At 69.0% G+C, this 13226-nt stretch carries 12 protein-coding genes; 4 read left to right on the plus strand and 8 right to left on the minus strand.

The genetic code is table 11. From position 1 onward, the window contains the following. The first annotated feature begins 59 nt into the window (after positions 1-59). From FFS49_RS03620 to FFS49_RS03635, 3 genes are all read left to right on the plus strand, one after another. Entirely contained in the window at positions 60-320 is a 261-nt protein-coding gene (locus tag FFS49_RS03620; RefSeq protein WP_006753671.1) for a type B 50S ribosomal protein L31, read from the plus strand. A gap of 144 nt (positions 321-464) precedes the next feature. Next, positions 465-2297 (plus strand): UDP phosphate-alpha-4-amino-4-deoxy-L-arabinose arabinosyl transferase, encoded by a 1833-nt coding sequence (locus FFS49_RS03630; RefSeq protein WP_105818543.1) that lies wholly within the window; start codon positions 465-467, stop codon positions 2295-2297. A gap of 2 nt (positions 2298-2299) precedes the next feature. Further along, positions 2300-3661: an MATE family efflux transporter gene (locus FFS49_RS03635; protein WP_046197067.1), complete on the plus strand. Its 1362-nt coding sequence runs from the start codon at positions 2300-2302 to the stop codon at positions 3659-3661. Positions 3662-3672: 11 nt separating this feature from the next. On the opposite strand, the gene lipA is transcribed toward FFS49_RS03635, so the two are convergent. The 6 genes from lipA to FFS49_RS03665 all read right to left on the minus strand — a co-directional run bounded on the left by lipA (position 3673) and on the right by FFS49_RS03665 (position 9775). Beyond that, the gene (gene lipA / locus FFS49_RS03640; RefSeq protein WP_105818544.1) at positions 3673-4638 is read right to left on the minus strand and encodes a lipoyl synthase; all 966 of its coding nucleotides are present in this window, start codon (positions 4636-4638) and stop codon (positions 3673-3675) included. Between the two features lie 2 nt (positions 4639-4640). Beyond that, entirely contained in the window at positions 4641-5756 is a 1116-nt protein-coding gene (locus FFS49_RS03645) for an acetoin dehydrogenase dihydrolipoyllysine-residue acetyltransferase subunit (protein ID WP_105818545.1), read from the minus strand. 4 nt (positions 5757-5760) lie between these two features. Further along, a complete protein-coding gene (locus FFS49_RS03650; protein ID WP_089440244.1) occupies positions 5761-6765 on the minus strand; it encodes an alpha-ketoacid dehydrogenase subunit beta in 1005 nt (334 codons plus the stop codon). Positions 6766-6819: 54 nt separating this feature from the next. Next, positions 6820-7803, minus strand: coding sequence for a thiamine pyrophosphate-dependent dehydrogenase E1 component subunit alpha (locus FFS49_RS03655; RefSeq protein ID WP_105818546.1), 984 nt, complete (start codon positions 7801-7803; stop codon positions 6820-6822). A gap of 77 nt (positions 7804-7880) precedes the next feature. Further along, on the minus strand, positions 7881-8657 hold the full coding sequence (locus FFS49_RS03660) for an SDR family NAD(P)-dependent oxidoreductase (protein ID WP_105818547.1): 777 nt from the start codon (positions 8655-8657) through the stop codon (positions 7881-7883). A gap of 59 nt (positions 8658-8716) precedes the next feature. Next, entirely contained in the window at positions 8717-9775 is a 1059-nt protein-coding gene (locus FFS49_RS03665) for an NAD(+)/NADH kinase (RefSeq protein WP_105818548.1), read from the minus strand. A gap of 529 nt (positions 9776-10304) precedes the next feature. On the opposite strand from FFS49_RS03665, the gene FFS49_RS03670 reads away from it, so the two are divergent. Further along, the gene (locus FFS49_RS03670) at positions 10305-12221 is read left to right on the plus strand and encodes a sigma-54-dependent Fis family transcriptional regulator (protein ID WP_105818549.1); all 1917 of its coding nucleotides are present in this window, start codon (positions 10305-10307) and stop codon (positions 12219-12221) included. Positions 12222-12240: 19 nt separating this feature from the next. On the opposite strand, the gene FFS49_RS03675 is transcribed toward FFS49_RS03670, so the two are convergent. Both FFS49_RS03675 and FFS49_RS03680 read right to left on the minus strand, forming a co-directional pair. Beyond that, the gene (locus FFS49_RS03675; RefSeq protein ID WP_071334593.1) at positions 12241-12675 is read right to left on the minus strand and encodes a carboxymuconolactone decarboxylase family protein; all 435 of its coding nucleotides are present in this window, start codon (positions 12673-12675) and stop codon (positions 12241-12243) included. Then, positions 12659-13126: a MerR family transcriptional regulator gene (locus FFS49_RS03680; RefSeq protein ID WP_039366933.1), complete on the minus strand. Its 468-nt coding sequence runs from the start codon at positions 13124-13126 to the stop codon at positions 12659-12661. Before FFS49_RS03680 ends, FFS49_RS03675 begins: the two co-directional genes overlap by 17 nt. Positions 13127-13226: the final 100 nt, after the last annotated feature.

A 13226-nucleotide genomic window follows, 5' to 3' on the forward strand; every position in this document is an offset into this window, starting at 1 on the left:
TGTGCGCGTTCCGGTACGACAAGCGGCGGGTTGGCTACCGCTCTCACCAAGGAAAGACCATGAAAGAAGGCATCCACCCGAACTACCGCGAAGTCGTCTTCCAAGACATGTCGAACGGCTTCAAGTTCATCACGCGCTCGACGATCCAGACGCGCGAAAACATCGAACTCGACGGCAAGACCTACCCGCTCGCCAAGATCGAAGTGTCGTCGGAATCGCACTCGTTCTACACGGGTCAGCAAAAGATCATGGACACGGCAGGCCGTGTCGAGAAGTTCAAGAACAAGTTCGGCGTTCGCGCCAGCGGCAAGGCGAAGTAAGCTTCGCACTGCATCCGGTGGTTGCATTGCACCGGTACCGCACAAAAGGGCAGCCCAGGCTGCCCTTTTTTGTCTCTGCTCGCCCGGCAGGCGCCAGCCGGCGCCCGGGCATCGACCTGACGCGCAACAGCGGGCGCGTCTACAATGCCGGATGCTCGAAACCGGCTCGACCGCGCGCATCCGCGCCGGCCACCCGCCCATAACAAATCGCTCATCTGCATGAAGCCTGTCGTCCGTCTCACCGCCTCCGCCACGCGCGCGCTACCGCGCTGGCTGCTGCTCACGCTCTGCTTCGTCTACGCCGCGTTCGGCCTGTTCGGCCGCGACCCGTGGAAGAACGAGGACGCGGCGGGCTTTGGCGTGATGTGGACGATGGCCAAGGGCGGCTGGCACGACTGGCTGCTGCCGAACCTGGTCGGCAAGTTCATCACGACCGACGGGCCGCTCGGCTACTGGCTCGGCGCGCTGTCGATCCGCGGCCTCGGCCCGTGGGTCGACGCGAGCAACGCGTCGCGCGTCGATACCGGCATCCTGTTCTGCGTCGCGTGCGCATTCGTCTGGTACGCGGCCTACCTGCTCGGCCGGCGTGCCGAGGTCCAGCCGTTCAAATACGCATTCGGCGGCGAGCCCGAGCCGCGCGACTACGGCCGCACGCTCGCCGATGGCGCGCTGCTGGTGCTCGTCGCCTGCTTCGGCCTCGCGGAGCGCGGGCATGAAACGACGCCGCAGCTTGCGGAGTTCGCGTGGATCGCGATGCTCGTGTACGGGATCGTGCGCAGCATCGACAAGCCGATGCAGGGCGCGCTGTGGTGGGGCCTCGCGATGGGCCTCGTCGCACTGTCCGGCAATCCGGTCCTGGTCGTCGCCCTGCTCGCCGGCACGGCCGTGCTGTGGCTCGTCACGCCCGAGATGCGCAACCTGCGCCTGCCGCTGGTCGGCGTACCGCTCGCGGCCGCGATCTTCGCGCTGTGGCCGCTGGCCGCGTTCGTCGCGGCGCCCGACGACGCCGCATGGTTCTTCAACCAGTGGATCCACGGCAGCCTGATGCGCTTTTCGGGGCCGCCGACCGCCGTGCTCGGCTATGCGGCAAAGAACCTCCCGCTGTTCACGTGGCCCGCATGGCCGCTCGCGATCTGGGCATGGTGGAGCTGGGCCGGCATGCGCCGCCGTGCGCACGTCGCGATTCCGCTGTCGGTCGCCGTGCCGCTCGTCGCGCTCGTGATTCTGCAGAGCCAGCAGTCGAACCGCATGTACATGCTGCTGCTGCCGCCGCTCGCGGTACTCGCGACGTTCGCGCTGCCGACCCTCAAGCGCGGCGCGATCAACGCGATCGACTGGTTCGCGGTGCTGAGCTTCACGATCCTCGGCACCTTCGTGTGGCTCGTGTGGCTCGCCTCGCTCACGGGCTTCCCGCATCCGCTCGCGCGCAACCTCGCCCGCCTCGTGCCCGGCTACGAGCCGCACTTCAAGATCCTGTCGTTCATCTGCGCGGTGATCGCCACCGTGTGCTGGTGCTTCCTCGTGCGCTGGCGCATCTCGCGGCAGCCGAAAGTGCTGTGGCGCAGCGTCGTGCTGTCGGGTGCGGGCACCACGCTGATGTGGGTGCTGCTGATGACGCTGTGGCTGCCGATCGTCAACTACGGCCGGACCTATCGCGACGTCGCGCAGCAGATCGCCGTGCACCTGCCGTCCGACTACGAGTGCATCTCGCCGGTGCGGCTCGGCGACGCGCAGATCGCGACCTTCGCGTATTTCGGCAACATGCGCTTTGACTTTTCCGGCGACTGCGACGTGATCCTGCGCCAGGACCGCTCGGACTTCGGCGAGCCGAGCTCGATGTCGCAATACGTGTGGCGTCTCGTGTGGGAAGGCCGCCGCGCCGCCGACCGTGACGAGCGCTTCCGCCTGTACGAGCGCATCGAACGGCCGAAGACGCCCGTCAAGCGGCGTCCGCCGCGCCGCCAGCCGGCCGATTGACGATGTTCGGCGACATCCGCCGGATCGTCGGTCTCGCATGGCCGGTGCTCGTCGGCCAGCTTGCGATCATCGCGTTCGGCGTGATCGACACCGCGATGGTCGGGCGCTATTCGGCCGTCGATCTGGCCGCACTCGGGCTCGGCTCGTCGATCTACATTTCGATCTATATCGGCCTGACGGGCATCCTGTCGGCGCTGCAGCCGATCACCGGGCAGCTGTACGGCGCGCGCCGCTATGCCGAGATCGGCGAGGAAGTGCGCCAGGCGCTGTGGCTCGCGCTGCTGCTCGCGGTGCCCGGCTTTCTCCTGCTGCATTTTCCCGAACCGCTGCTGCGCGTCGCGCACACGCCCGCCGCGCTGCACGACCGCACCGTCGACTACCTGCGCATCCTGTCTTACGGGCTGCCCGCCAGCCTCGTCTTCCGCATCTACAACGCGCTGACCAACGCGGCCGGCAAGCCGCGCCTCGCGATGATCCTGCAGATCGGCGCGCTGCTGCTCAAGTTTCCGCTGAACGTGTGGTTCATCTTCGGCGGGTTCGGCGTGCCGGCCCTCGGCGGCCCCGGCTGCGGGCTCGCGAGCACGCTGATCAACTGGGCGCTCGCGCTGATCGGCTACACGCTGCTCGCGAAGCTCGACGTGTTCGCGCCGCTCGCGATCTTCTCGCGCTTCTGCTGGCCGGTCTGGGAACGCCAGAAGGCGATCCTGAAACTCGGTGTGCCGATGGGCCTGTCGTACCTGATCGAGGTCACGTCGTACACGTGCATGGCGCTGTTCATCGCGCAGTTCGGCACGACGACGCTCGCCGGCCACCAGATCGCCGGCAACATCGGCGCGGTGCTGTACATGACGCCGCTGTCGATCGGCGTGGCGGCGTCGACGCTGGTCGCGCGCGCGCTCGGCGCCGGACGCCCCGAGGAAGCCCGGCTGCTCGGCCGCCACAGCGTGATCTTCGCGTGCGGCATCGCCGCGACCTACGGCCTGCTCGTGTTCGTGCTGCGCCCGCTGATCATCGGCGGCTATACGCCGAACCCGGCCGTCGCCGCGGCCGCGATGCCGCTCGTCGCGATCGTCGCGTGCTACCACGTCTTCGACGCGCTGCAGGTCACGTCGGCGTTCGTGCTGCGCGCGTACAAGGTCGCGGTCGTGCCGACCGTGATCTACGCGGTCGCGCTGTGGGGCGTCGGGCTCAGCGGCGGCTACGTGCTCGGCTTCGACGTGGGCGGGATCGCGCCCGCGTGGCTGACCGGCGCGCGTGGCTTCTGGTTCGCGAACACGATCAGCCTGATGCTCGCGGGCGCCGGGCTCGTGCTGTACCTGCGCCGCGTCAGTCATGCGCATGCCGCCGCTTCCACGTCCGCCTGACGCACTGCCCGCTACGTCTCCTCCAGCACGTCGGCCGCGTGATACGACGATCGCACGAGCGGGCCGGCGACGACTTCCCTGAAACCGAGCAACAGCGCCTCGTCGCGCCACGCGGCGAACGCGTCCGGGCTGACGTATCGCCGCACCGGCAGATGGTGCGCGGACGGCGCGAGGTACTGGCCGAGCGTCAGCACGTCGACGTCATGCGCACGCAGGTCGCGCAGCGTGTCGCGCACTTCGTCGTCGCACTCGCCGAGCCCGAGCATCAACCCCGATTTCGTCACCAGTCCCGGCCGTGCCCGCTTCGCCTGCGCGAGCAGTTCGAGCGAGCCGCGATAGTCGGCGCCCGGCCGCGCCGCGCGATACAGCGACGGCACGGTCTCGATGTTGTGGTTGAACACGTCGGGCCAGGCCGTCGACAGCGCATCGAGCGCGCGGGTCACGCGGCCGCGGAAGTCCGGTGTCAGCACTTCGACGCCGATGCCCGGCACGCTCGCGCGCACCGCCGCGATGCACGCGGCGAAATGCGCGGCGCCGCCGTCGCGCAGGTCGTCGCGGTCGACCGACGTGATCACGACGTAGCGCAGCCCGAGTGCCGCGGCCGCATCCGCCAGCCGCGCGGGCTCGTCGGCGTCGAGCGGCTCGGGACGGCCGTGCGCAACGTCGCAGAACGGGCAGCGCCGCGTGCACAGGCCGCCCATGATCATGAAGGTCGCCGTGCGCTGCGCGAAGCATTCGCCGATGTTCGGGCACATCGCCTCCTCGCAGACGGAGTGCAGCCGATGCTCGCGCAACACGGCCGCCACGTCGGCGACCGCCGCGCTCATCATCGGCCGCGCGCGCAGCCACGGCGGCTTCGGCAACGACGCACCGGCCGCGGGCTCGACGCGCACCGGAATGCGCGCGAGCTTGTCACGGCTTCTCGCGCCCGGCTGGCCGAGCGCCGTGAGGCTGGGTCGTTCGAGCGCGGCGGCCATCGTCAGTCTCCGAGAAACGCGACGATCAGGCGGTTCACGTCGGCGGCCGCCTCCATCTGCACCATGTGCCCGCTGCCGGCGATCACCTCGGCCCGCACGCCTTCCGGCAAACCCTGCGCGTGCTGCGCCGGAATCACCTGGTCGCGCTCGCCCCAGATGACGAGCGTGCGCGGCGCAAGCGTCGCGAGCCGGTCGCGGAACACGCGCCGCTGCGCGGCGCCGTCGAACGCGGCATTCGCGATCCTCTCGAGCGCGGCCTGCACGCCTTCGAGCCGCTTGTATTTGACCAGATCCTCGACGAGCTGCCGCGTGACCAGCGCGTTGTCCGCGAACAGCGCGCCGAGGTGCGGCTTCAGTGTGTTGCGGCTGTTGCCCGCAACGAAGCCGTCGATGTAAGCGCGGTTGATGTCGGTACCGAGCCCGGCGCTCGCGATCAGCGTCAGCGATGCGACGCGTTGCGGCGCGCGCTCGGCCGCCGTCATCGCGACTGCACCGCCCATCGAATGGCCGATCAGGTGAGCTTTGTCGATGCCCTTCGCATCGAGCAGCGCGAGCACCGCGTCGGCCAGCTCGTCGAGGCTGCCCGTCTCGACCGCCTTGCCCGACTCGCCATGACCGGGCAAATCGAGCGCCCACACCGGCCGGTGCGCGGCGAGATCCGCGTGATTGAACAGCCAGTTGTTCAGGTCGCCGCCGAAGCCGTGGATCAGCACCGCAGGCGTGCCCGAACCGTCACCGAGCTTCAGGAAGCGGATCGTGCGGCCGCCAATCTGCGCCTTTTCGGGCTGCGGGCCCGCGGCTTCGTCGGAACTCGCGCTCGGCACGAAATCGCGCTGGAATTCGGCGATCGCCGCGTCGATGTCGGCATCGCTCGCGTCGGCGGCCGCGACGACGCCGAGCAGCGCGCCGACCGGCAGCGTCTCGCCTTCCTGCGCGACCTGCCGGCGCAGCGTGCCGTCGAACGCGCATTCGACGCCCGACGAGATCTTGTCGGTCTCGACGTCGAGCACTTCATCGCCCTTCGTCACGCGTTCGCCGAGCGACTTCAGCCAGCCGTTGACCTGCCCCTGCTCCATCGACAGCCCCCACTTGGGCATCGTGATCATGTGAATCGACATCGTGTCAGCTCCTCGTCTTCAGGACCGCCTGCGCAATCGCATCGGCGGACGGGATATACAGGTCTTCCAGCACGCTTGCGAACGGCGCGGGCGTATGCGGCGCGGTCACGAGTTCGATCGGCGCCTTCAATGCATGGAACGCGCGCTGCGCAACGAGCGCGGCGATATCGGTCGCGATCGAACAGCGCGGGTTCGCCTCGTCGACGACCACCACGCGCCCGGTGCGCTCCGCGCTTTCGAGGATCGTGTCCTCGTCGAGCGGCGACGTCGTGCGCAGGTCGATCACGTCGACCTGGATGCCGTCCTTCGCGAGCTTCGCGGCAGCGTCCATCGCAAGATGCACCATCCGGCCGTACGTGACGATCGTCGCGTCGTCGCCGTCGCGCATCACGTTCGCTTCGCCGAACGGAATCGCATAGGACTCCTCCGGCACATCGCCTTCGCGGGTATAGAGCAGCTTGTGTTCGAGGAAGATCACGGGATCGTTGTCGCGGATCGCCTGGATCAGCAGCCCCTTCGCGTCGTACGGCGTCGACGGGCACACGACCTTCAGCCCCGGAATGTGCGTGAACAGCGACGTGAGCATCTGCGAATGCTGCGCGGCCGCGCGAAGGCCTGCGCCGTACATCGCGCGGATCACGACCGGCGTCACGGCCTTGCCGCCGAACATGTAGCGGAACTTGGCGGCCTGGTTGAAGATCTGGTCGAAGCACACGCCCATGAAATCGATGAACATCAGCTCCGCGACGGGCCGCATCCCGCACGCGGCAGCGCCGACCGCCGCGCCGATGTAGCCGCCCTCGGACAGCGGCGTATCGAGCACGCGGCCCGGAAACTTGTGGAACAGGCCCTTCGTCACGCCGAGCACGCCGCCCCACGCGTCGTCCTCGCCCGGCGCGCCCGCGCCGCCTGCATTGTCCTCGCCCATCACGATCACGCTGTCGTCGCGCGCCATTTCCTGCGCGAGCGCTTCGTTGATCGCCTGCGAATAAGTGATCTTCCTTGCCATGTCTGTCTCCTGGAATGTTCGGTTCGCCGTGTCGGCCGCAGTGTCAGGCGGCGCTCACGGGTACGACACGTAGACGTCGGTCAGCAGGTCGGCCGCGTCGGGTACCGGCGCGGTCTTGGCCTGCGCGACCGCATCGTCGATCAGCGCCTTCACCTGGGCATCGACCGCGCGCAGGTCGGCGGTCGTCAGCGCTTCGGCCCGCACGACGCGCGTTTCGAAATGCTTCAGGCAGTCCTTCTCGTCGCGCAGCTTCTGCACTTCGCCGGGTGCGCGATAGGTTTGCGCATCGCCTTCGAAGTGGCCGAAATAGCGCGTGAACTTCACCTCGACGAGCGTCGGCCCGCCACCGTTGCGCGCACGCTCGACGGCCTCGCCGAGCGCTTCGTGCACCGCGAAGAAGTCGAAGCCGTCGACGATCACGCCCGGCATCCCGAACCCGTTCGCGCGATCGGCGATGTTGTCGGTCGCGACCGACCAGCTCGACGACGTCGCTTCCGCATAGCCGTTGTTCTCGGCCACGAAGATCGCGGGCAGCCGCCACACCGACGCGAGGTTCATCGATTCGAAGATCACGCCCTGGTTCGACGCGCCGTCGCCGAAGAAGCACACGCCGACGCCGCCGGTCTTCCTGTGCTTCGCCGCGAGCGCCGCACCGCAGACGAGCGGTCCGCCCGCGCCGACGATCCCGTTTGCGCCGAGCATCCCCATCGCCAGGTCGGCGATGTGCATCGAGCCGCCCTTGCCGTGGCAGACGCCCGTCTTCTTGCCGTAGATCTCGGCCATCATCCCGTGCACGTCGACGCCCTTCGCGATGCAATGGCCGTGGCCGCGGTGCGTGGTCGCGACGTAGTCGTCGAGGCCGAGGTGCAGTATCGTGCCGACCGCGGACGCCTCCTCGCCCGCATACAGGTGAACGAAGCCGGGAATCTCGCCGGTCGCGAATTCGACGTGCAGGCGCTCCTCGAATTCGCGGATCGTGCGCATCAGCCGGTAGGCGTCCAGCAGCGTGTCCCTGCTGAGCTGTGTCAAAGCGGTCATGTGTGTCTCCTGAGTAGGTCTGACTGCGAATGCCGCCGCGGCCGGGCCGTGGCGACGGATTTCACGGCCCGCGGCCGTCAGTGGAACGTGAAGCCGCCGTCGACGTTCACGGCCTGGCCCGTCACGTTGTCCATCGTCGCGAAGAACAGCGCGAGCCGGCCCATGTCTTCCGGCGTCTGCGCGCGGCCTTGCGGAATCAGCGTCAACTGGTGCCGCTGCCACGACGCCTCGACCGATTCGCCGTCGGCCTTCCATTCGTCGGACAACCGGTCCCACATGTAGGTCCGCACGATGCCGGGGCAGATCGCGTTGACGGTCACGCCGTCGCGCGCGACCTCCTTCGCGAGCGCGTTCGTGAAGCCGACGACCGCGAATTTCGACGCGCTGTAGTGCGCGAGATTCGGGAAGCCTTCCTTGCCGGCGATCGACGCGACGTTGATGATCCGCCCGCGGCCCTGCGCCTTCAGCGGCGCGAGCGCCGCGCGGCAGCCGAGGAACGTGCCCTTCGCGTTCACGTCCATCACGAAATCCCAGTCGCGCTCGGTCAGCTCGCCAACCGGATGAATGCTGATCACGCCCGCGCAGTTCACGAGGATGTCGAGCCGGCCGAGGTCGGTGAGCGCCTGCGCAACCATCGCGTCGACCTGCGCGGCCTGCGTGACGTCGATCTTCGCAACCGCCGCCCGGCGGCCGAGCGCGCGTACCTCGCGCGCGGTGGCGTCGAGTGCGTCGTCGAGCAGGTCGGCCAGCAGGATGTCGGCGCCCGCGCCGGCAAGCGTCAGGGCAATGCCGCGGCCGATGCCGCGCGCGCCGCCCGTGACGATGGCGACCTGTCCTTCGAGTGGGGCTGTCATGGCGATGTCTCCTTGTCGATCGTTGTGGATGCCGAAATGTCACGCGGTAAAGCGGGGCGTCAATAGCGCCAGTCGCCTGCATCGCGCAGCAACTGGCGTGACGACGCGTAGCGCAGCGTGCGGCCGACGTCGACCGTCAGCGGCCCGCGCCAGTCGAGCGAGATCTCGTAGCGATCGCCGCGCGCGACCTCGATCTCGCGCTCGCCGTCGAACGCGAGCGTGCCGTGCTCGAACGGAATCGTCTGCCACGCACCCGGCTCGAGCCGCTCGCAACTGCGCATCACGACGCGATCGACGCGGCCCGGCGCGATCGGCGCGACGAGCGGCGTGCCGGCCGTCTCGCCTTCGGCCGCGAAGCGCATCGCGAGCCCGTGCGGCGCACTGCGTTCGAGCGGCGCCCACGCGCCGCCGAGCGCGGACAGGCCGATCCCGTCCGGCTCCGCAAACGTCAGGTAGAGCGAATCGATGTCGTCGGACCCCGAGATCGCGCGGGCGCCGATGAAGCGCTGCCGCGCGGCGCACACGTCGACGAGCGCAATCTCCTCGCGCCCCGGCTGCGCGCCCGCCACGCAGCGCACGACGAGCCGCTTGTTGCGCGTGAACGCGACGTCGGCCGGCACGGCGCCGGTCGCGGCGAGGCCTGCCGCAACGCCGGCGACGGTGGCTTCACGATGTTCGGGAAATGCGTTGTTGGTGCCGGTGGACAGTGCGACGAGCGGCGTCGCGCCGCAGTGCGCGGCAACCGCGCGATGGGTGCCGTCGCCGCCGAGCACGACGATCAGCGCGACTTCCATCCGGTGCAGGTACGCGGCGCCGGCCTGGGTATCGGCGACGCTGTCGGTGATCGGCAGGTCGACGAACTCGACCTCGGGCCAGCGCTCGTGCGGCGCGACCGCACGGTGCGTGTCGAGCGCACGCAGCAGCAGCGTCGCAATGCCCGTACGGTCGCGCAGCGTCAGCACGCGCTCGACACCCATCGCGCCGAGGCCGGCCAGCAGGCGCACGACCATGTTCGCCTTCTCCGCCGTCGGAAACACGGAGGCATGCGTCGTGAGGCGGCGGATATCGCGCCCCGATGCGGGGTTCGCGATCACGCCGACGGTAACGGGCATCGTCACGGGTTCGTCTCCATCCAGTTGGCCGGCCGCGGCGCGTTGGCGTGCCGAGGTCCTGCCTGTCTCGTCCGCTGCCATCGCCGGGCGGCGGATCGTCGTCGACGCAGCCGCGCCGACTTGCCCGTGATCTCTGCAAGCGGCGTGCCACCATGCCTGCGATGAACGTGAAACCCTTGTGAATGCTGACGCGGCGGGGATGCCGGTGTTTCGGATTCGTTGCCGGAAGGGCGAAGTGCGCGGCCGTTCGGCCCGCTCGTCTCACGGCGTCGATACGACGAAACGGCCGCCGTGACGCCGGTGCAAGCGCACCGCCCTGCCTGCAAACCCCGCCCTGTCGCGGCGCCGCGCAGGCCGCGTCATGCCGGACGATCTCCACCAGTCGCCCATGCACGCGTCTCAACGACACGAGACAGCCCGCGATACCGTGAGACGAACGTCTCAGGCCCGCCGCGTGCTGCGATGCAGTGTGATCCGTCGAACGGGATGTGCTACAAGAACATCGCATCCCCGCCGTACGGAACCGGAGCCGACCATGCCCTACGCCGTCCCCCAGGCCCAGCACGCCGACCGAGTGCTGGGTGCGCTCGCCGGACGCCTGCCCGCGCCGGCCGACTCCACGCGCCTCGTGTCCTCGTGGCAGCGGTCCCTCGAGCGTTACAGGCTCGACCCCGCTTCATCGATCGGCCCGCGCGTGCTGACCGCGGCCGAGCTCCGCGAAGTACGCGACAAGGAGGAGGCCTTCCTGCGCGCGTCGGGCCAGTGCCTGACGCGGCTGCACGACATGATCCGCGTCGCGGACTACTGCGTGATGCTGACCGACGCGCACGGCGTGACGATCGACTACCGGATCGACCGCGAGCGCCGCAACGACTTCCGCCATGCGGGGCTGCACATCGGCTCGTGCTGGTCGGAAAGCGAGGAAGGCACCTGTGGCGTCGCGAACGTACTGACCGATCTCGCGCCGATCACCGTGCACAAGACCGATCACTTTCGTGCGGCCTTCACGACGCTCACCTGCAGCGCGGCACCGATCTTCTCGCCGGCTGGCGAGCTGATCGGCGTGCTCGACGCGTCGGCCGTTCATTCGCCCGACGGCCGCGACAGCCAGCGTCTCGTCTATCAGCTCGTGCGGCAGAGCGCGGCGCTGATCGAGGACGGCTACTTCGTGCACAGCACCGCGCAGCACTGGATCCTGTTTGGTCATCCGAATCGTCACTACGTCGAAGCGCAACCCGAGTGGCTGATCGCGTTCGACGAATGCGGCAACATCGTCGCCGCGAACCGGCAGGCGCGCGACGCACTGCCGGCACTGCGCGAACCGCGCCATATCGACGAGATCTTCGACGCGACCGAAATGCCGCTGCGCGATGCCGCGCGGCTCGATGCGATCGTCGCGCTGCGGCTGCGCGCGACCGGCGCGCCGCTCTATGCGCGGCTGCGTGCGCCGCTACGGCGCACCGGCCGCGAGCCCGGAACGGCCTCGCGCCGCCCGGGAAGCGCGCAACGCCACGTCGGCGCGCTGACGCCGTTTCTGCAAAGCAGCGATGCGCATATCGCGCAGCAGGCCGAGCTCGCGCTGCGTGTCGCAAGCAAGCGGCTGCCGATTCTCGTGCTCGGCGAAACCGGTGCGGGGAAGGAAGTATTCGCGCGCGCGATCCACGATGCCGGCGCGCGGCGTACGCGGCCGTTCGTCGCGGTCAACTGCGGCGCGCTCCCGGAGGCGCTGATCGAGAGCGAACTGTTCGGCTATGCGGCCGGCGCGTTCACCGGCGCACGCAAGCACGGCGCGCGCGGCAAGATCGCGCTCGCCGACGGCGGCACGCTGTTCCTCGATGAAATCGGCGACATGCCGCTCGCGCTGCAGACGCGCCTGTTGCGCGTGCTCGCCGATGGCGAAGTCGTGCCGCTCGGCAGCGATACACCCGTACGCGTCGATCTCGACGTGATCTGCGCGACGCACCGCGATCTCGCGCGCATGGTGGCCGACGGCACGTTCCGCGAGGATCTGTACTACCGGCTGAGTGGCGCGACGTTCGAACTGCCGCCGCTGCGCGAGCGTGCCGACGTGCGCGACGTGATCGCCGCCGTATTCGCCGAGGAAGCGCAGGCCACGGGCCACGTGCTGACGCTCGATGCGACGCTCGCCGAACAGCTCGCCGCGTATCCGTGGCCCGGCAACGTGCGGCAATTGCGCAACGTGCTGCGCTATGCGTGCGCGGTGTGCGACGCTGCGTGCGTGACGCGGCGAGATCTACCGGCCGATATCGCCACGCAGCTTGGCGGCACGTCGCCCGGCACGCTGCCCGACGACGAACGCAGCCGCATCGTCGCGGCGCTCACCGCGCATCGCTGGCGGCCCGACGCGGCCGCGCTGGCGCTCGGCATCTCGCGCGCGACGCTGTACCGGCGCATCGCGAAGCACCGGATCGTCGCGCCGCACCGCGCGTGACGCGCCGGCGGGCACTTCGTCATGCGGGCTGCCCGGCCGCTTCGTTCGCGTCTGCCGCGTTGCCGGCCGCTTCATCGCGCCGCGTGAACACTTCGTGCGCGGCGAACAGCGCGTTGAGCGCGGCCGGCATCCCCGCGTACACGGCCATCTGCATGAACACCTCGACGATCTCGTCGCGCGTGCAGCCGACGTTCAGCGCGGCCTCGATATGCACCTTCAGCTGCGGTTGCGCATTGCCGAGCGCGGCCAGCGCCGCGATCGTCGCGATTTCTCGCGCCTTCAGGTCGAGCTGCGGCCTGCTATAGATGTCGCCGAAGCTGAACTCGACCAGGAGCCGCCCGAAATCCGGCGCGATCGGCGCGAGCGCCGCGATCACGCGCTCGCCCACTTCGCCGTCGATTTCCTTCAGTTTGTTCCAGCCGCGCGTGTAGCGGTCTTCAACGAGTCGTTCCATTGTGTCCGTCCTGTTCCGATAGAGAGTGAGAAGGTCTTGCCCGTCGAGCCATATCCCGCTCCTGTGCCTCATAGTTCACGATCTTGTCGCTGATCACATCGAGGCTCGCCTGCAGCTCCGCGATATGCGCGCGCACTGCGTCGTGATGCGCGACGAGCAGGCTGCGCCGCGCACCGAAGGTCGACTCGCCTTGCGCGCGCAGCGCCGCGAACGCCTGCATCTGCGCGATCGGCATGCCGGTCGCCTTCAGGCGCATCACGAAGGCCAGCCAGTCAAGGTCGGCCGGTGCATAGAGCCGGTGCCCGGCCGCCGTGCGCGAAATCGCGCGCAGCAGGCCGGCCTGCTCGTAGTACCGCAGCGTATGCGTCGACAGGCCGGTCATTTCGGCGACCTGGCCGATCGTCAGCGGGCCGGCGGAGGCGGAGGAAGGTTGGGTCACGGTTTTCGACATGGCAGGAACAAGGTTAGGAGTTAGAGTTCACTCTAAGTCAAGCCCTGTCGAACAGCCAGTGCGGCGATCTTCAGCGACACTCGGCGACACCCCGGCGACA

Source organism: Burkholderia sp. 4NA327C6 (assembly GCF_005502655.1).
Lineage (GTDB): Bacteria > Pseudomonadota > Gammaproteobacteria > Burkholderiales > Burkholderiaceae > Burkholderia > Burkholderia contaminans.

Bases quoted from the DNA above. Each gene is read 5' to 3' on its own strand.
- FFS49_RS03655 (WP_105818546.1), bottom strand. From the start codon at position 7,803: ATGACCGCTTTGACACAGCTCAGCAGGGACACGCTGCTGGACGCCTAC.
- FFS49_RS03645 (WP_105818545.1), bottom strand. From the start codon at position 5,756: ATGTCGATTCACATGATCACGATGCCCAAGTGGGGGCTGTCGATGGAG.
- FFS49_RS03670 (WP_105818549.1), top strand. From the start codon at position 10,305: ATGCCCTACGCCGTCCCCCAGGCCCAGCACGCCGACCGAGTGCTGGGT.
- lipA (WP_105818544.1), bottom strand. From the start codon at position 4,638: ATGGCCGCCGCGCTCGAACGACCCAGCCTCACGGCGCTCGGCCAGCCG.
- FFS49_RS03630 (WP_105818543.1), top strand. From the start codon at position 465: ATGCCGGATGCTCGAAACCGGCTCGACCGCGCGCATCCGCGCCGGCCA.
- FFS49_RS03620 (WP_006753671.1), top strand. From the start codon at position 60: ATGAAAGAAGGCATCCACCCGAACTACCGCGAAGTCGTCTTCCAAGAC.
- FFS49_RS03675 (WP_071334593.1), bottom strand. From the start codon at position 12,675: ATGGAACGACTCGTTGAAGACCGCTACACGCGCGGCTGGAACAAACTG.
- FFS49_RS03660 (WP_105818547.1), bottom strand. From the start codon at position 8,657: ATGACAGCCCCACTCGAAGGACAGGTCGCCATCGTCACGGGCGGCGCG.
- FFS49_RS03635 (WP_046197067.1), top strand. From the start codon at position 2,300: ATGTTCGGCGACATCCGCCGGATCGTCGGTCTCGCATGGCCGGTGCTC.
- FFS49_RS03680 (WP_039366933.1), bottom strand. From the start codon at position 13,126: ATGTCGAAAACCGTGACCCAACCTTCCTCCGCCTCCGCCGGCCCGCTG.
- FFS49_RS03650 (WP_089440244.1), bottom strand. From the start codon at position 6,765: ATGGCAAGGAAGATCACTTATTCGCAGGCGATCAACGAAGCGCTCGCG.